Annotated in this window: 27 protein-coding genes; all 27 read left to right on the plus strand. The window is 32.9% G+C overall.

Annotation, left to right across the window (positions count from 1 at the left end; all coding sequences use genetic code 11):
* The first annotated feature begins 10 nt into the window (after positions 1-10).
* The 27 genes from rplE (at position 11) to INR60_RS11575 (ending at position 17324) form a co-directional block, all read left to right on the plus strand.
* Positions 11-550 (plus strand): 50S ribosomal protein L5, encoded by a 540-nt coding sequence (gene rplE / locus INR60_RS11445; RefSeq protein ID WP_194191671.1) that lies wholly within the window; start codon positions 11-13, stop codon positions 548-550.
* 15 nt (positions 551-565) lie between these two features.
* Entirely contained in the window at positions 566-751 is a 186-nt protein-coding gene (locus tag INR60_RS11450; RefSeq protein ID WP_194191672.1) for a type Z 30S ribosomal protein S14, read from the plus strand.
* A gap of 32 nt (positions 752-783) precedes the next feature.
* Positions 784-1182: a 30S ribosomal protein S8 gene (gene rpsH / locus INR60_RS11455; RefSeq protein WP_194191673.1), complete on the plus strand. Its 399-nt coding sequence runs from the start codon at positions 784-786 to the stop codon at positions 1180-1182.
* Positions 1183-1246: 64 nt separating this feature from the next.
* Positions 1247-1786, plus strand: a complete 540-nt coding sequence (rplF, locus tag INR60_RS11460; protein WP_194191674.1) for a 50S ribosomal protein L6 — start codon at positions 1247-1249, stop codon at positions 1784-1786.
* A gap of 23 nt (positions 1787-1809) precedes the next feature.
* The gene (gene rplR, locus INR60_RS11465) at positions 1810-2169 is read left to right on the plus strand and encodes a 50S ribosomal protein L18 (protein ID WP_194191675.1); all 360 of its coding nucleotides are present in this window, start codon (positions 1810-1812) and stop codon (positions 2167-2169) included.
* 17 nt (positions 2170-2186) lie between these two features.
* On the plus strand, positions 2187-2684 hold the full coding sequence (gene rpsE, locus INR60_RS11470; protein WP_194191676.1) for a 30S ribosomal protein S5: 498 nt from the start codon (positions 2187-2189) through the stop codon (positions 2682-2684).
* A gap of 13 nt (positions 2685-2697) precedes the next feature.
* Positions 2698-2877, plus strand: coding sequence for a 50S ribosomal protein L30 (gene rpmD, locus INR60_RS11475; protein ID WP_194191677.1), 180 nt, complete (start codon positions 2698-2700; stop codon positions 2875-2877).
* Between the two features lie 21 nt (positions 2878-2898).
* Entirely contained in the window at positions 2899-3339 is a 441-nt protein-coding gene (gene rplO / locus INR60_RS11480; protein WP_194191678.1) for a 50S ribosomal protein L15, read from the plus strand.
* A 2-nt stretch (positions 3340-3341) separates the two neighbouring features.
* Positions 3342-4619, plus strand: coding sequence for a preprotein translocase subunit SecY (secY, locus tag INR60_RS11485; RefSeq protein ID WP_194191679.1), 1278 nt, complete (start codon positions 3342-3344; stop codon positions 4617-4619).
* Positions 4620-4645: 26 nt separating this feature from the next.
* Complete coding sequence (locus tag INR60_RS11490; protein ID WP_194191680.1) at positions 4646-5293, plus strand: adenylate kinase; 648 nt, start codon at positions 4646-4648, stop codon at positions 5291-5293.
* 3 nt (positions 5294-5296) lie between these two features.
* Positions 5297-6046 (plus strand): type I methionyl aminopeptidase, encoded by a 750-nt coding sequence (gene map, locus INR60_RS11495; RefSeq protein WP_194191681.1) that lies wholly within the window; start codon positions 5297-5299, stop codon positions 6044-6046.
* A gap of 72 nt (positions 6047-6118) precedes the next feature.
* Positions 6119-6400, plus strand: a complete 282-nt coding sequence (locus tag INR60_RS11500) for a KOW domain-containing RNA-binding protein (protein WP_194191682.1) — start codon at positions 6119-6121, stop codon at positions 6398-6400.
* Between the two features lie 7 nt (positions 6401-6407).
* The gene (infA, locus tag INR60_RS11505) at positions 6408-6626 is read left to right on the plus strand and encodes a translation initiation factor IF-1 (RefSeq protein ID WP_194191683.1); all 219 of its coding nucleotides are present in this window, start codon (positions 6408-6410) and stop codon (positions 6624-6626) included.
* A 41-nt stretch (positions 6627-6667) separates the two neighbouring features.
* Positions 6668-6781 carry a 50S ribosomal protein L36 gene (gene rpmJ / locus INR60_RS11510; protein ID WP_003373491.1) on the plus strand — a complete coding sequence of 38 codons (114 nt, stop codon included), beginning with the start codon at positions 6668-6670 and terminating at the stop codon, positions 6779-6781.
* A 237-nt stretch (positions 6782-7018) separates the two neighbouring features.
* The gene (gene rpsM, locus INR60_RS11515; protein ID WP_194191684.1) at positions 7019-7384 is read left to right on the plus strand and encodes a 30S ribosomal protein S13; all 366 of its coding nucleotides are present in this window, start codon (positions 7019-7021) and stop codon (positions 7382-7384) included.
* Between the two features lie 16 nt (positions 7385-7400).
* Positions 7401-7790: a 30S ribosomal protein S11 gene (rpsK, locus tag INR60_RS11520; RefSeq protein WP_194191685.1), complete on the plus strand. Its 390-nt coding sequence runs from the start codon at positions 7401-7403 to the stop codon at positions 7788-7790.
* Between the two features lie 25 nt (positions 7791-7815).
* A complete protein-coding gene (gene rpsD / locus INR60_RS11525) occupies positions 7816-8436 on the plus strand; it encodes a 30S ribosomal protein S4 (protein WP_194191686.1) in 621 nt (206 codons plus the stop codon).
* Positions 8437-8529: 93 nt separating this feature from the next.
* Positions 8530-9477, plus strand: a complete 948-nt coding sequence (locus INR60_RS11530) for a DNA-directed RNA polymerase subunit alpha (RefSeq protein ID WP_194191687.1) — start codon at positions 8530-8532, stop codon at positions 9475-9477.
* A 12-nt stretch (positions 9478-9489) separates the two neighbouring features.
* Positions 9490-9831: a 50S ribosomal protein L17 gene (gene rplQ, locus INR60_RS11535; RefSeq protein WP_194191688.1), complete on the plus strand. Its 342-nt coding sequence runs from the start codon at positions 9490-9492 to the stop codon at positions 9829-9831.
* Between the two features lie 451 nt (positions 9832-10282).
* Positions 10283-11128, plus strand: a complete 846-nt coding sequence (locus INR60_RS11540) for an energy-coupling factor transporter ATPase (RefSeq protein WP_194191689.1) — start codon at positions 10283-10285, stop codon at positions 11126-11128.
* On the plus strand, positions 11113-11973 hold the full coding sequence (locus tag INR60_RS11545; protein WP_194191690.1) for an energy-coupling factor transporter ATPase: 861 nt from the start codon (positions 11113-11115) through the stop codon (positions 11971-11973). Before INR60_RS11540 ends, INR60_RS11545 begins: the two co-directional genes overlap by 16 nt.
* Before the next feature lie 14 nt (positions 11974-11987).
* A complete protein-coding gene (locus tag INR60_RS11550) occupies positions 11988-12788 on the plus strand; it encodes an energy-coupling factor transporter transmembrane component T family protein (protein ID WP_194191691.1) in 801 nt (266 codons plus the stop codon).
* 147 nt (positions 12789-12935) lie between these two features.
* Positions 12936-13670 (plus strand): tRNA pseudouridine(38-40) synthase TruA, encoded by a 735-nt coding sequence (gene truA, locus INR60_RS11555; RefSeq protein WP_194191692.1) that lies wholly within the window; start codon positions 12936-12938, stop codon positions 13668-13670.
* Positions 13671-13831: 161 nt separating this feature from the next.
* Positions 13832-14266 (plus strand): 50S ribosomal protein L13, encoded by a 435-nt coding sequence (gene rplM / locus INR60_RS11560; protein ID WP_194191693.1) that lies wholly within the window; start codon positions 13832-13834, stop codon positions 14264-14266.
* 28 nt (positions 14267-14294) lie between these two features.
* A complete protein-coding gene (gene rpsI / locus INR60_RS11565; RefSeq protein ID WP_194191694.1) occupies positions 14295-14687 on the plus strand; it encodes a 30S ribosomal protein S9 in 393 nt (130 codons plus the stop codon).
* Between the two features lie 146 nt (positions 14688-14833).
* A complete protein-coding gene (locus INR60_RS11570) occupies positions 14834-15454 on the plus strand; it encodes an alpha/beta fold hydrolase (RefSeq protein ID WP_194191695.1) in 621 nt (206 codons plus the stop codon).
* A 256-nt stretch (positions 15455-15710) separates the two neighbouring features.
* Complete coding sequence (locus tag INR60_RS11575; protein ID WP_420797490.1) at positions 15711-17324, plus strand: Na/Pi cotransporter family protein; 1614 nt, start codon at positions 15711-15713, stop codon at positions 17322-17324.
* Positions 17325-17400: the final 76 nt, after the last annotated feature.

The raw sequence follows: 17400 nt of genomic DNA on the forward strand, positions 1-17400 counted from the left end.
GGGAATCGATATGACAAGACTTCAAGATAGATATGAAAAAGAAATAATACCTGCAATGATGGAGAAGTTTGGTTATGAAAACATCATGCAAGTACCAAGACTTGAGAAAATAGTAATCAACATGGGAGTTGGTGAAGCTAGAGAAAACCAAAAGGTTTTAGAATCAGCTGTAAGCGACTTAACAATAATATCAGGACAAAAGCCTATATTAACAAGAGCTAAGAAATCAGTTGCTAACTTTAAAATAAGAGAAAACATGGCATTAGGATGTAAAGTTACATTAAGAAAAGCAAACATGTATGAGTTTGCTGACAAGTTAATGTCAATTGCTTTACCAAGAGTTAGAGACTTCAGAGGAGTTTCAAGTAAGTCATTTGACGGAAGAGGAAACTACTCAATGGGAGTTAAAGAGCAATTAATATTCCCTGAAATAGAATATGATAAGATAGATAAAGTTAGAGGAATGGATATCATCTTCGTAACAACAGCTAATACTGACGAAGAAGCAAGAGAATTATTAAAATTCCTTGGAATGCCATTCGCTCAATAATAAGGAGGGAAAAAGATGGCACGTAAAGCGATAATAGAAAAGTGGAGTAAAGAACCAAAATACAAAACTAGAGCTTATACTAGATGTAGAGTATGTGGTAGACCACACTCAGTTTTAAAGAAATTCGGTATATGCCGTATCTGCTTCAGAGAACTTGCATACAAAGGCCAAATCCCTGGATGCAAAAAGGCAAGCTGGTAATACTGAACACATAGTGAAAGGAGGCATATTAAATGGTTATGACAGATCCAATAGCAGATTTACTAACTCGTATCAGAAATGCTAATGCAGTTAGACACGAAGTAGTAGAGGTACCTTCATCAAGCGTGAAGAAGACTATTGCAAATATATTATTACAAGAAGGTTACATCAAGGAAATTGATGAATACAATGACGGAGTTGTACCAATGTTAAGATTATCTCTTAAATATGGTGCTAACAACGAAAAAGTAATCACTGGATTAAAGAGAATATCTAAACCAGGATTAAGAGTTTACTGTAAGAAGGACGAAACTCCAAGAGTACTTAACGGACTTGGAATCGCTGTAATATCAACTTCAAGAGGAATCATGGTTGATAGAGAAGCTAGAAAGAACGGTGTAGGTGGAGAAGTTCTTTGCTACGTTTGGTAGTATTAAATTTAAGAAATTAACTAAGATTATATAGATTGTATAGAACAATACAGGAGGTGCAATTATGTCAAGAGTAGGTAGATTACCAATAGCTATCCCTGCTGGCGTAACTGTTACTGTAGCAGATAATAACACTGTTACTGTAAAAGGGCCAAAAGGCGAGCTAGTGCAAGCTATGAACGCAGACATGACTATAAAGGTTGAAAACAACGAAGTTGTTGTTACTAGACCAAGTGACGTTAAAGAGCATAGAGCTCTTCACGGATTAACAAGAGCACTTATAAACAACATGATCACAGGAGTAGAGAAAGGATATTCAAAAACTCTTATCCTAAATGGTGTTGGTTATAGAGCTCAAAAGCAAGGAAATAAACTTGTAATGAACCTTGGATACTCACATCCAGTTGAAATAAAAGCAATCGAAGGCGTTGAATTCGAAATTCCAGAAGCTACTAAAGTTATAGTTCAAGGAATTGACAAGCAAAAAGTTGGAGAAGCTGCTGCACAGATCAGATCATGGAGAAAACCAGAGCCATACAAAGGTAAAGGTATAAGATACGAAAACGAAGTGATCAGACGTAAAGAAGGTAAAACTGGTAAGTAATAGATAGGAAAGGAGTGAGCTTTATGTTCAAGAAGGCAGACAGAAAAGCTAAAAGAGAAAGACGTCACCTTAGAGTACGTAAAAAAGTTGTTGGTACTCCTGAAAGACCAAGACTTTCAGTATATAGAAGCGAAAAGAATATATACGCACAAATCATAGATGATGTAAATGCTGTAACAATAGTTGCTGCTTCAAGCTTAGAAAAAGATTTTGCTGCTAAAGGCGGAAACAAAGAAGGCGCTAAGTTAGTAGGAGAAGCCGTTGCAAAGAAAGCTATAGAAAAAGGATTATCAGAAGTTGTTTTTGATAGAGGTGGATACGTGTACCACGGAAGAGTTCAATCTTTAGCTGACGGAGCAAGAGAAGCTGGATTAAAATTCTAATAAGAGGAGGGAAATCAATGAGAATCGATCCTAGTACACTAGACCTTAAAGAAAAGGTTGTTAACATAAATAGAGTTACTAAGGTTGTTAAAGGTGGTAGAAACTTCAGATTTGCTGCATTAGTAGTAGTTGGAGACGAAAACGGACACGTTGGTGTTGGAATGGGAAAATCTATCGAAATACCTGAAGCAATCAAAAAAGGAATAGAAGATGCTAAGAAAAACTTAGTAAATGTTTCTATCGTAGGAACTACAGTTCCTCATGAAATCCATGGAAAATTCGGAACTGGTGATGTATTAATAATGCCAGCTAAAGAAGGTACAGGAGTTATCGCTGGAGGACCAGCGAGAATCGTACTTGAATTAGCAGGATTAAAAGACGTAAGAGCTAAATCATTAGGTTCAAACAACAAAATCAACATGGTTAAATCAACTATCAACGGATTAGCTAACTTAAGAACAGCTGAAGATATAGCTGCATTAAGAGGAAAATCTGTTGAAGAAATATTAGGTTAGGAGGGAACTTGCAATGGCAAAAGTTAGATTAACATTAGTTAAAAGCTTAATCGGTAGAAAAAAAGATCATATCGCTACTGCAAACGCTCTTGGACTTAAAAAAATAAGAAAAACAGTAGAACATGAGGTAACTCCTCAAATACAAGGTATGATAAATAAAATCGACTACTTACTAAAAGTAGAAGAAATATAACATAGAGGAGGTGCACTAGATATGAAACTACATGAATTAAAACCTGTAGCAGGAAGCAGAAAAGCTCCTAAAAGAGTTGGAAGAGGAACTGGTTCAGGATTAGGAAGAAACGCTGGTAAAGGTGAAAAAGGACAAAACGCTAGATCAGGCGGTGGAGTTAGACCCGGTTTTGAAGGGGGTCAAATGCCTTTATACAGAAGATTACCTAAAAGAGGATTCACTAACATATTCGCTAAGAAAATTGTTAGCATAAACGTAGACAGATTAAATGTATTTGAAAATGGTACAGAAGTAACTCCAGAGTTATTACTTGAAAGAAGAGTAGTATCAAAAGTTATGGATGGAGTAAAAATCCTTGGAAACGGAAACTTAGAAAAGAGTTTAACAGTAAAAGGTGTTAAATTCTCAAAGTCTGCTATCGAAAAAATCGAAGCAGCTGGAGGAAAAGCTGAGGTGATTTAAGAATGCTGTCAACCCTACGTAATGCCTGGAAGGTTCCAGAGTTAAGAAGTAAGTTTTATTGGACATTGTTCTTAGTAGCTATCTTCAGGATGGGAAGTCATATTCCTGTTCCTGGGGTAAGTGCTGACTTTTTAAAAGGACTTACTCAGTCTGGAAGTCTAATGGGATTCTATGATTTAATATCAGGTGGAGCCTTTAGTAGATTTAGTATTTTTGCACTAGGTGTTATGCCATATATTAATGCATCTATCATCACTCAATTGCTTACTATCGCAATTCCATCTTTAGAACAACTTTCTAAAGAAGGTGAAGAAGGTAGAAAGAAAATTCAAAACGCAACAAGATATTTATCTATTGTGATTTCAGTTATCTTAGCAGTTGGTATGTACTTCACGATTTCAAGAAGTGGTGCAACAGCAGGATTAACTACTGCCAAAATGTTGGTTGTTATAACATCTTTAGTAGTAGGATCTACGTTCTGTATGTGGCTAGGAGATCAAATCACTGTTAAGGGATTCGGAAATGGTGTATCAATATTGATCTTCATAAATATTATTTCTAGATTACCAATGACAATAAGAGACTTAGCTCTCTTAGAAGACACAGGAAAAATAAGTATTGTTGAGATAGTACTATTTATAGTATTCGCTTTAGCAGTGCTTACAGGAGTTATTTATTTCTCGCTTGCGGAGAGAAGAGTTCCAGTACAATATGCTGGTAAAGCTGTAGGAAACAAGATGATGAAGGGACAATCAACTCATATCCCACTAAGTATAGTAGGATCTGCAGTTATCGCAATAATTTTTGCAATGTCTGTATTAGGTTTCCCTAGAACAATAGCTAATTTCTTCCCGAACCACGAGTGGGCAATATGGGTTACAAGCAGTCCATGGAGTATATTTAATGATAAAACATGGATGTATCCAGTAGTGTATGCAGTACTTACGATATTCTTTACTTGGTTCTACACACAGGTAACGTTCAAACCAGATGAAATGGCTGAGAACTTACACAAATCTGCTGGAGTTATTCCAGGAGTTAGACCTGGAGAACCAACAGAAAGATTTTTTGAAAAACTTCTAAACAGAGTATCTTTTATAGGTGGTATATTCGCTGCTTTCTTAGCAGTGTCACCAATATTAGTTGCTCAGTATACTTCATTTGAAGGAATACAATTTGGAGGAACATCATTACTAATCGTTGTAAGTGTCGCTTTAGACTTTACAAGACGTTTAGAATCACAAATGGTAATGAGGCACTACAAAGGATTTCTTAAATAAAAATAAATAGTGGAGATGATGAGCCCGTGAAGATTATTTTATTAGGCCCTCCTGGAGCAGGTAAGGGAACACAGGCAAAATCAATTAGTAATAGATATTCAATACCTCATATTTCAACTGGAGATATCTTCAGAAAAAACATTTCTGGAAATACACCTCTTGGAATAGAGGCAAAGAGTTATATGGATAATGGGCAATTAGTCCCAGATGAAGTTACTATTAACATGGTAAAAGATAGACTTCAAGAAGATGACTGTAAAAACGGATACCTTTTAGATGGTTTCCCAAGAACAGTAGCTCAAGCAGAAGCTTTAGATGCTTTCTTAAAAGAAAGAAACGAAAACTTAGATACAGCTTTATGTATTGAAGTTCCAAGCGATTTTATTCTTGAAAGAATGACAGGTAGAAGAGTTTGCCCAGCATGTGGAGCAAGTTATCATATAAAATTCAACCCACCAAAGGTTGAAGGAAAGTGCGATCTTTGCGGAAGCGAAATAGTACAAAGAAAAGATGATACAGCAGAGACTGTTGGTGAGAGACTTGAAGTTTATAAAACACAAACTCAACCACTAATTGATTTTTATAGAGAAAAGAATTTACTTTCAACTGTTGACGGTACTAGAGCTATCAACGAAGTATTCGAAAGTATCTGTGAAATCTTAGGAGATAAATAATAAATGATTATAATTAAAAATCATTTAGAAATTGACTCTATGAGAAGAGCAGGACGATTAGTTGGAGAAACTCTTAATCTAATCGAAACTAGAATCAAACCTGGTATAACTACTAAAGAATTGGACAGAATAGCAGAAGAATTTATAACTAAGCATGGAGCAAAACCTTCATTTAAGGGGTTGTACGGCTTTCCTTCTTCTCTATGTATTTCTGTGAATAATGAAGTAGTTCATGGAATACCAGGAAATTACATCTTAAAAGAAGGCGATATAGTCAGTATTGATTGTGGAGCCTATCTTGAAGGATTCCATGGAGATGCTGCTAGGACTTTTCCTGTAGGTAAAGTATCCGAAGGAGCAAAAAAGTTAATAGATGTTACAAGAGATTCCTTTTTTGCAGGTTTAAAACAAGCGAAAATAGGGAATAACTTATCAGATATATCACATGAAATACAAAGGTACGCTGAGGAGAATGGTTTCTCAGTTGTAAGGAATTTTGTAGGACACGGGATAGGCAGAGATCTACATGAAGATCCTGAGATACCTAATTTCGGTAAACCAGGTAAAGGTCCAAAGCTTACTGAGGGTATGGTATTAGCAGTAGAGCCGATGATTAATGCAGGATCCCACAAAGTTAGGACGCTTAGAGATAAGTGGACAGTTGTAACAAGTGATGGTAGTTTATCTGCTCATTACGAAAATACAATTGCAATTTTACCAGATGGTCCCGAAATTTTAACACTAGTAAAATAGTGAAAAAGTGTTGCTTAGTTATAAATTTATAAAATTAGATTTGTTTCTAAGATACTCATCGAGGTGAAAAATTTGCAAAACAATGACTTGATTGGGAAGGTAGTACTTTCTTTAGCTGGTAGAGACAAAGATCATTTATACGTAGTAGTAGGTACTTTGGATAAAGATTATGTGTTACTATCTGATGGAAATACAAAAACTATTTCAAAACCGAAGAAAAAAAGAATTAAACATTTAAATCTTTTAGAAAGTATAAATGAAGATTTGATTAACTCAATCAGAGTAAATAAGAAAGATGCTGACTTAAAAATTAAGAGATTTTTAAAATTAAGAGGCATTGTTAAGGAGGGTTGATTACCTTATGTCAAAAGATGATGTTATAGAAATGCAAGGTGTGGTACTAGAATCCTTACCTAATGCAAACTTCCAAGTTGAACTTGAAAGTGGTCACGTAATTCTAGCACATATATCAGGAAAATTAAGAATGAACTTCATAAGAATTCTGCCTGGAGATAAAGTTACAGTAGAGCTTTCTCCATATGATCTAACAAGAGGTAGAATTACATGGAGAGCAAAATAATTAGATAACAAAGTTATCATAACTTACAAGGAGGGTTAGCGATGAAAGTAAGACCATCAGTTAAGCCTATTTGCGAAAAGTGCAAAGTAATAAAAAGAAAAGGAAGAGTAATGGTTATCTGTGAAAATCCTAAGCACAAGCAAAAACAAGGCTAATATAAATTAATATTAGACAAAAAATACAATTTAGGTATTTAAAAAATGTTGACTTTTATGCAAAAGTCAAATATCATTATATAGGCATTAATTAAAATAATTAGATTTTAGGGCGGCTGCAATAGAGATGCAAAATCTCTGTTGACCTGAAATTTTATTATATATATTTTTTTTTAGATTATTAATATATAATAATTTTTTACAAGGCATTTCAATTACCAGGAGGTGTAAATTTTAATGGCAAGAATAGCAGGTATTGACCTACCAAGAGAAAAAAGAGTAGAAGTAGGCTTAACTTACATTTATGGAATCGGGTTATCTACTTCACATAAGATATTATCAGCTACAGGTATAAATCCAGACACAAGAGTTAAGGATTTAACTGAAGACGAAGTAAACTCATTAAGAAATTACATTAAAGAGCTTACTATCGAAGGTGATTTAAGAAGAGAAGTTGCTCTTAACATCAAAAGATTAATGGAAATCGGATGTTATAGAGGAATTAGACATAGAAAAGGTCTTCCAGTAAGAGGACAAAAAACTAAGACTAATGCGAGAACAAGAAAAGGTCCTAAAAAGACTATCGCAAATAAGAAGAAATAATTAAGGAGGGAAGGCAATGGCAAAGGTTAAAAAAACTAGAAGAAGAAAAGAAAGAAAAAACGTTGAGCATGGTGCTGCACACATCAAATCAACATTCAACAACTCAATAGTTACTTTAACAGACGCTCAAGGTAACGCGTTATCATGGTCAAGTGCTGGAGCTCTAGGTTTCAGAGGATCAAGAAAGAGTACTCCATTCGCAGCTCAAATGGCAGCTGAAACAGCAGCTAAAGGAGCTATGGAACACGGATTAAAGAGCATAGAAGTTTACGTTAAAGGACCAGGTTCAGGAAGAGAAGCAGCTATAAGATCATTACAAGCTGCAGGTTTAGAAGTAACATTAATAAAAGATGTTACTCCAATCCCACACAACGGATGTAGACCACCAAAAAGAAGAAGAGTCTAGTCTATTCAAACAGGAGGTGTAATTAATGGCAAGATATACTGGAGCTACATGTAGATTATGTAGAAGAGAAGGTATGAAACTATTCCTAAAAGGGGATAGATGTTATACAGATAAATGTGCTTTTGTTAGAAGAAGCTACGCACCAGGACAACACGGAGCAGCAAGAAAGAAGCTATCTGAGTATGGTGTTCAATTAAGAGAAAAGCAAAAAGCAAGAAGAATATATGGAGTGTTAGAAGGCCAATTCAGAAGTTACTACGAGAAGGCTGATAACATGAAAGGTATCACTGGGGAAAACTTACTACAATTATTAGAGCAAAGACTTGATAACGTAGTATATAGACTAGGATACGGAGCTTCAAGAAAAGAAGCAAGACAATTAGTTAATCACGGACATTTCTTAGTAAATGGTAAGAAAGTTGATATTCCATCATACAAAGTATCAGCTAACGACGTAATAACTGTTGCTGAGAAGAGCAGAGCAAGCGAAAAGTTCAAAACTTTCGTTGAAAATCCAAAGACTTTACCAAAATGGTTAGAAGCTAACGTTGAAAACTACGAAGGCAAAGTAGTTGCTTTACCAACAAGAGAAGACATTGACGTTCCTGTTAATGAAACTCTTATCGTTGAGTTATACAGCAAATAATTGTAATATTTGTTAGGGGATAGTAATTCTATAACAAATATGGAATCAGTTGCCCTCAAAAAGGTTGCCATTTTAAAATAAAGGAGGGTTCGTATGTTAGAAATCGAAAAGCCAATAATTGAATGTATAGAGTCAAATGAAGACGGTACTTATGGTAAGTATACGGTTGAGCCACTTGAAAGAGGATATGGTATTACATTAGGAAATGCCCTAAGAAGAATATTATTATCTTCTTTACCAGGTGCTGCTGTAACATCAGTGAAAATTGATGGTGTATTACATGAGTTCTCAACTATACAAGGAGTTAAAGAAGATGTTACAGAAATTATTCTTAACATTAAAGCTTTAGCTTTAAGAATGAATGGTGAAGGTCCTAAAACTATATATATAGATGCAAAAGGACCAGGTGTTGTAACAGGCGCTGATATAAAGACTGACGGAGATGTTGAAGTTGTTAATAAGGATTTACATATTGCAACTTTAGATACAGATGGAAGACTTTATATGGAGCTTACTGTAAACAGAGGTAGAGGATATGTTACTCAAAATAAAAATAAGAGCGACGATCTACCAATATCAGCAATCGCTGTTGATTCAATATACACACCAGTAAAAAGAGTTAATTATAAAGTAGAAAATACTAGAGTCGGTCAAATTACTGACTATGATAAATTAACTTTAGAAATTTGGACAGATGGTACTATTAAGATTGATGAAGCTATTAGCTTATCAGCAAAAATCTTAATAGAACACTTCAAATTATTTATGTCATTAACTGACAACACAAATGATGTTGAGATAATGATAGAAAAAGAAGAAGATAAAAAGGAAAAAGTACTAGAGATGACTGTTGAAGAGCTTGATCTTTCAGTAAGATCATATAACTGCTTAAAAAGAGCAGGAATCAACACAGTTCAAGAACTTGCTAACAGATCAATGGACGACATGATGAAAGTAAGAAATCTAGGAAAGAAATCCTTAGAAGAAGTTGAAAAGAAACTTAAAGAGTTAGGTTTAAGCTTAAAACTAGGCGACGAGTAAGGAGGTAAATCCATGGCAGTTAATCGTAAGTTAGGTCTTCCTTCAGATCAAAGAAGAGCTATGCTTAGAGGACTAGTAACTAGCTTCTTAAAGCACGGTAAGATCGAAACAACTGTAACAAGAGCTAAAGAAACAAGAAGTTTAGCAGAAAAAATGATCACTCTTGCTAAAAGAGGAGATCTTCACGCTAGAAGACAAGTATTAGCTTTTGTACAAGAGGAAGCAGTAGTAAAACATTTATTTGATAATATAGCTCCAAAATACACTGAGAGAAACGGTGGTTATACAAGAATGTATAAAGTTGGTCCAAGAAGAGGGGACGGAGCAGAAATGGTTATACTTGAATTAGTATAATTGTTTTGTTAAGGGTATTAAGTATTCGTACTTAATACCCTTTTTTCATAGATATAATTTAAAATTAAATCCATTTAGTAGTTAGTTTTAAGACTATATCGCAAAATTAAGCCCAAAATGTAAGAAAAGATGTATTACTTTTAGTAACACATCTTTATTTTTGTATAAAATAAAGAATTTTATGTAGAATAAATATTTACAATAGATATCCTTTTGTGGTAAATTTCAAAATAAGGCTTAGAAATTAGTTAGAATATTATAAGTTAGATATATATTTAACATTGAAAATAGGACCATATAAGATATAATAGTATTGGTACACTGTATATACAGTATTTTAGGATTTTTTTAATCTTTAAATAGTGTATATAAAAAATATCGATTAGTTTTTTAGTTAAAATTTATATGATGTTTTTAAAGTCATATAGAGATAGGTATGGTGGTAATATAAATGAGTAATGAAATGATAAGATGTGAGAATGTATCATTTAAGTATACTTCACATGAAGATGGTGAGATTAAATATGCTTTAAAAGATATAAACCTTTCTGTTAAAAAAGGTGAATTTCTTGTAGTACTTGGTCATAATGGATCTGGTAAGTCTACTGTAGCTAAGCATATGAATGCTCTTTTAATTCCTAGTGACGGAAATGTATATGTTGATGAATTAAATACTAGGGATGAAGATAATGTTTGGGATATAAGGTCAAAAGCTGGAATGGTGTTTCAAAACCCAGATAACCAAATGGTTGCAACTATTGTTGAAGATGACGTTGCGTTTGGGCCAGAAAATTTAGGTATAGATCCTTTAGAAATAAGAAAAAGGGTTGATGAAAGTTTAGAGAAGGTTGGCATGAGTGAATATAAAAGGCACGCACCACATCTTCTTTCAGGTGGACAAAAGCAAAGAGTAGCTATAGCAGGTATTTTAGCTATGCAACCTGATTGTATAATTTTAGATGAACCTACAGCTATGCTTGACCCTTCAGGAAGAAAAGAAGTAATAAAAAATATAAAAGAGATAAATAAAGAGTATGGAATTTCTATTGTTTTAATTACTCACTATATGGATGAAGCAGCTGAAGCTGATAGAATCGTTGTAGTAGATGATGGTAAAGCAATAATGGAAGGAACGCCAAAGAAGATTTTTTCAAATGTTGAAAAAATGAAAGAAGTAGGATTAGATGTTCCTCAAGTTACAGAGTTATCATATGAATTAAATAAAGCTGGTATTTCTATAGATAGAGAAATTATAAATGTAGATGAGATGGTGGATGCGTTATGTCAATTAAAATAGAAGATTTAAGACACGTCTATATGCAAAATGGTCCTTTTGAAAAGGTAGCTTTAGATGATGTTAATTTAAATATAAATGATGGTGAATTTATTGCATTAATAGGTCACACAGGGTCTGGTAAATCAACTCTTATACAACACATGAATGGTCTTTTAGAAGCTACTTCAGGAAAGATTATAGTTGATGGTGTTGATATAACTTTAAAAGGGTCAAAGCTTATTGATGTTAGAAAAAAAGTTGGGTTAGTATTTCAATATCCAGAGTATCAGCTTTTTGAAGAAACTATCGAAAAAGATATAGAATATGGTCCTAGAAATTTAGGGCTAGATGATGAAGAAATAACTAAAAGAGTTAAAAAGTCTATGGAGATGGTAGGGTTAGATTACGAAACTTATAGACATAAATCACCTTTTGATTTAAGTGGAGGACAAAAAAGAAGGGTAGCTATAGCTGGAGTTATCGCTATGGAACCTAAAACTTTAATTTTAGATGAGCCTACAGCAGGATTAGACCCTAAAGGCAGAGATGATATCTTAAATCAAATAAAATTACTTCACGAAAAATATAATATGACTATAATCTTGGTAAGTCACAGTATGGAGGACGTTGCTAAGATTGCAAAGAGAGTAATAGTTATGAATAAAGGTAAAGTAGTATTAGAAGGAAGCCCTAGAGAGGTTTTTAAAGAAGTTGAAACCTTAGAAGATATAGGACTTGGGGTTCCGCAGGTTACGTACCTTATAAGAGCACTTAGAGCTAAAGGAATAGATATAAGAGAAGATATTTATACAATAGAAGAGGCTAGAAAAGAATTAATTAAAATATTTGGAAAGAGTTCTGTTTAGGGGGGATAGTTAAGATGATGAAAGATATAACTATAGGACAATATATTCCTGGTAATTCATTTGTTCATAAGCTAGACCCAAGAACTAAAATACTTATATCATTATTATTTATAGTTTCTTTATTTATAATGGATAAGTTTTGGGGTTATATTTTAGTAGTTGCTTTTTTAGCAGCAGTAATTGCAGACTCAAAAGTTCCTGCAAGATTTATTTTAAAAGGTTTAAAACCTATAATATTTTTAGTAGTTTTAACCTCTATAATTAATATATTTATGATAAAAGGTACACCAGATACATTACTATTCCACTTTGGGTTTATAAATATATATGTTGAAGGTGTAAGAACAGCCGTATTTATGGCTTTAAGGCTTATATTCTTAGTAGTAGGTACATCACTCCTTACATTAACAACATCACCTATAGAACTTACAGACGGTATAGAAGCACTTTTAAGACCTATTGGTAGAGAACTTGCACACGAACTTGCTATGATGATGACGATAGCTTTAAGATTCATTCCAACGCTTATGGATGAAACAGATAAGATTATGAAAGCACAAAAAGCAAGAGGTGCAGATTTTGAAACCGGAAATATAATACAAAAGGCTAAAAGTTTAATACCTTTATTAGTTCCGTTATTTATAAGTTCATTTAGAAGAGCTGATGAACTTGCTATAGCTATGGAAGCTAGATGCTATAGAGGTGGAGCTGGCAGAACTAGAATGAAGAAATTACAGTTTACAAAAAGAGATGCAAAGGCTTGGGCTATTTTTGCAGTGTTATTTGTAGCTAGTATATTAATTAGAATTTTATAAAAAGATTTAAAGATAATAGCAATAGGTTAAAAAAACTTTTAATCTATTGCTAGATTTTTGTTTGTAAGATTATAAAAATGTGCGTTTAAGGATATAATTATAAATATCGCTAAACGCTCTTATTTTAGGCTTGAAGAGGGGATAATTTTGAAAAATATTAAATTAACAATAGAATACGATGGAAGTAATTATGCTGGGTGGCAAAGGCAAAATAATCATTTAACTATTCAAGAATGCATTGAAAATGCTATAGAAAAAATAGTAAAAGATAAGGTATCTATCACAGGAAGCTCTAGAACTGATGCAGGAGTGCATGCAAGAGGAATGGTAGCAAACTTTAAAACAGATAGTAGTGTGCCACCAGAACGCTTTAGAGAAGCAATAAATACTAAGCTACCTGATGATATAGCAATAGTAAAATCAGAAGAGGTTCCTTTAGATTTCCATGCCCGTTATAGTAGTAAAGGAAAAACTTATTGTTATACTATAATTAATAGATACGAAAAGGTAGCAATGTTTAGAAGCTATTCTTGTCATATAAGAGATAAGCTTAATTTTAGTGATATGGAAGAGGCTTGTAAAGATTTTATAGGGAAACACGATTTTAAAGCTTTTAAAACATCAGGAAGTTCTGTAAAAACTAGCATTAGAACTATTAGCGATCTTCATTTAGAAAAGGATGGAGAAATTATAAAATTATATATAACTGCGGATGGATTTCTTTATAATATGGTTAGAATTATTGCTGGAACTTTAATAGAAGTAGGTCTTGGAAAAATAAAAAAACAAGATATAAAAAGTATTATAAATCTAGGAAAACGTGAAGATGCAGGCTTTTGTGCACCATCTACAGGGTTAGTTTTAGAAAAAGTCTATTATTAGCGAAAAAAGTGAGTAAAATTTATTGACACGCCCGTAAGCGTGTATTATAATAATTAATGTTTGTTAGAATATTTATGTAGATTAGACTTTTAAAAGTCGTAACATAAATGCGGTACTTAAGCTTTAAGTAAAGCGAATGAATTATCTAGGGAGGTAAAGAGATGAAATCATACATTGCAAAAGCACAAGAAGTTGAAAGAAAATGGTATGTTGTTGACGCTGCTGGAAAGCCTCTAGGAAGAGTTGCTAGCCAAGTTGCTTCAATATTAAGAGGAAAAAATAAACCAACATTTACACCAAATGTTGACTGCGGAGATTTCGTAGTAGTTATCAATGCAGAGAAAGTTGTTTTAACTGGTAAGAAGTTAGATCAAAAAATGTTAAGAAAGCACAGCGGATACGCAGGTGGACTAAAAGAAACTCCATACAGAGAAGTTTTAGCTAAAAAACCTGAATTTGCATTCGAAGAAGCAGTAAGAAGAATGTTACCAAGTGGTGTTTTAGGAAGAAAAATGTTAAAGAAATTAAAAGTATACAGAGGAACTGAGCACAACCACGAAGCTCAAAATCCAGAAGTACTTGAATTAAAGTACTAGTATACAATTCTTGGGAGGAGGAAGTAAAATGGCAAAAGTTCAATACATGGGAACTGGTAGAAGAAAAAAATCAGTTGCAAGAGTTAGATTAGTACCTGGAAACGGGCAAGTAATCATAAATAAAAGAGATTCTGAAAATTATTTCGGATTAGAAACTTTAAGAGTTATACTTAACCAACCTTTAGTTTTAACAGAAACTAAAGATAAGTTTGACGTTTTAGTAAATGTTCACGGTGGAGGATTCACAGGTCAAGCAGGAGCTATCAGACACGGAATCGCTAGAGCATTAGTTAAATCAGACGAGGCATTAAAGCCTGAGTTAAAAAAAGCTGGATTCTTAACTAGAGACTCAAGAATGGTTGAAAGAAAGAAATACGGTAAAAAGAAAGCAAGAAAATCACCACAATTCTCAAAAAGATAATTGTCTGGATTTACTTATTTTCAGAAAAAGAAGAGCAGTATGTTACTGTTCTTCTTTTTTTTTTGTACCTTTTAACTTGAGGTAGAATAATATTTTTTGAGTATATGGTAAAATATAGATAAAAAGCAAATTGGGGGAGGGGCATAATGAAACGTATTTTAATTCATGGACTAGGGCAAAATTCTTTAGTTTGGAACGAAACTATTTCACATATGTTAAAACAAGATAATATATTTTGTGTTGAGTCAGCTACACTTATTAAGGGTAAAGAGGTATCCTATCAAAATTTGTATAAAGCTTTCTCAAACTACTGTAATGAAATTTCAGAACCATTAGATTTATGCGGACTTTCACTAGGCGCAGTTCTAGCATTAAATTATGCTATAGATAATCCTAAAAGAGTTAATTCATTAGTATTAATTGCTGCGCAATATGAAATGCCAAAAACGTTACTTAAATTGCAAAATATAGTTTTTAGATTTCTACCTAAAAAATCCTTCGAAAGTATGGGAATGAGTAGAGAAGATTTTATTAAATTGACAAAATCAATGATGAACTTGAATTTAAAAAATGAATTAAAGAAGGTTTCTTGTAAAGTGCTACTAATTTGTGGAGAAAATGATAGTCCAAATAAAAAGGCTACAAGAAATCTATATAAAAGTATATCAAAATCAGAAATGGTATTTATAAAGAACTCAAAACATGAAGTAAATAATGATAATCCAAAGGAATTAGCTAAAATACTAAATAATTTTTATAAGATGTAGATTAATTGAAACATTAGATTTTATATTTAACAAAAATAGTTATAAATTTAACTATATAGAAACAGTCCTTTAAAGTAAAAAAATTATATTTAACCTGTTTCTAATAAAAGTCCGTTTTATATTAAAATTAGGTTAAAAGTAGCCAAAATATATTAACAAATGTTAAGTGATATTGTACACTTTGAATTGTAAGTAAAGGAAATACATAGAAAAGAAAATAAATATATAAATTTGGAGGATAAAGACTTTGGATTCAATGATAATGACTATAATTACTCTGATGGGTGGTCTTGGACTATTCATTTACGGAATGAAGCTTATGGGAGACGGCTTAGAAAATGCAGCTGGGGAAGGTCTTAAAAAGATACTTGAAAAAGTAACATCTAACCCTATTATGGCGGTAGTAGTAGGGGCGGCAGTAACTGCTGTAATACAAAGTAGTAGTGCGACTACTGTAATGGTAGTTGGTTTTGTTAATGCAGGATTGATGAACTTAGCGCAAGCTGTTGGTGTTATTATGGGAGCAAATATAGGTACTACTATAACTGCTCAATTAGTTGCATTTAAATTAGACGATATAGCACCACTATTTGTGTTCTTTGGAACAGGAATGGTTATGTTTGCTAAATCAAATAAGAGAAGAGAAATAGGTAATATTGTTTTAGGATTCGGTATATTATTTACTGGAATGGGCGCTATGAGTGAGGCTATGAAACCTCTAGCTAGTTCACCGGTATTTGAACAACTTTTAGCTTCAATAGGTGATAAGTGGTACATAGGAATTTTAGTTGGTGCAGGTATAACTGCAATACTTCAAAGTTCATCAGCTACTACTGGTATCTTAATTGCCCTTGCAGGTACAGGAACTATAACGATTGGAGAAGCACTTCCAATATTATTTGGATGTAATATAGGTACTTGTATAACAGCATTACTTGCAAGTATAGGAACTAATAAAACAGCGCATAAGGCTGCCGTACTTCACCTTTTATTTAATGTTGGTGGAACAATTATATTTATTCCTTTCTTAGGAATGCTTGGAGAACTTGTATATAACTTAACTCCAGGAGATGTAAGTAGGCAAATAGCTAACTCACATACAGTTTTCAACGTAGTAAATACTTTAGTTATGTTACCTCTTAGAAATGTGCTTATAGCTATAGCCAATAAGGTAGTTCCAGGAGATGAAGAGGTTGAAACTAATGGTCCTAAATTTATTGATGATAGATTATTAGAAACACCTGTTATAGCAGCAGGACAAGTTATAAAAGAAACTATAAGAATGTCAAACAAAGCTCAAAAGAATTTAGATTTAGCTATGCAGGCATTTTTTGAAAATGATGAAAAATTAATAAAAAAAGTATATGAGAACGAAGAGATAATAAATACTCTAGAAGAAGCTATAACTAATTATTTAGTTAAACTTTCAAAATGCGATCTTTCAGATAGAGAACTTGGTATAGTTACATCAACTTTCCATATTGTAAATGATATTGAAAGAGTAGGAGACCATGCTGAAAATATAGCAGACCTTGCATCACAAAAAATAAATAAAAACTTAGAATATAGTAAAGGTGCAATAGAGGATTTAAAACAAATGTACAACTATACTAAAGATGCACTTCAAATAGCTGCAGATAGTTATGAAAATAGAGATGTTAAAAAAGCAAGTAGCATAAGTGATGTTGAAGATAGAATAAATGTATTAGAAAAAGATTATAGAGATAAACATATTAAAAGACTTAATGATGGAAAATGCAGTGCATATGCAGGTGCAATATTCTTAGATCTAATAAGTAACTTTGAAAGAATTGGTGACCACTCAGTAAATATCGCTGAGAGCGTTATTGAAAACAATACATTAGACTAATAAAAACCGCCGGTTACGGCGGTTTTTTATGTTTAACTAAAAGAATAAATAAAATATATAATCCGCATACTAATAA

This window comes from Clostridium chrysemydis (assembly GCF_015234215.1).
Lineage (GTDB): Bacteria > Bacillota > Clostridia > Clostridiales > Clostridiaceae > Clostridium > Clostridium chrysemydis.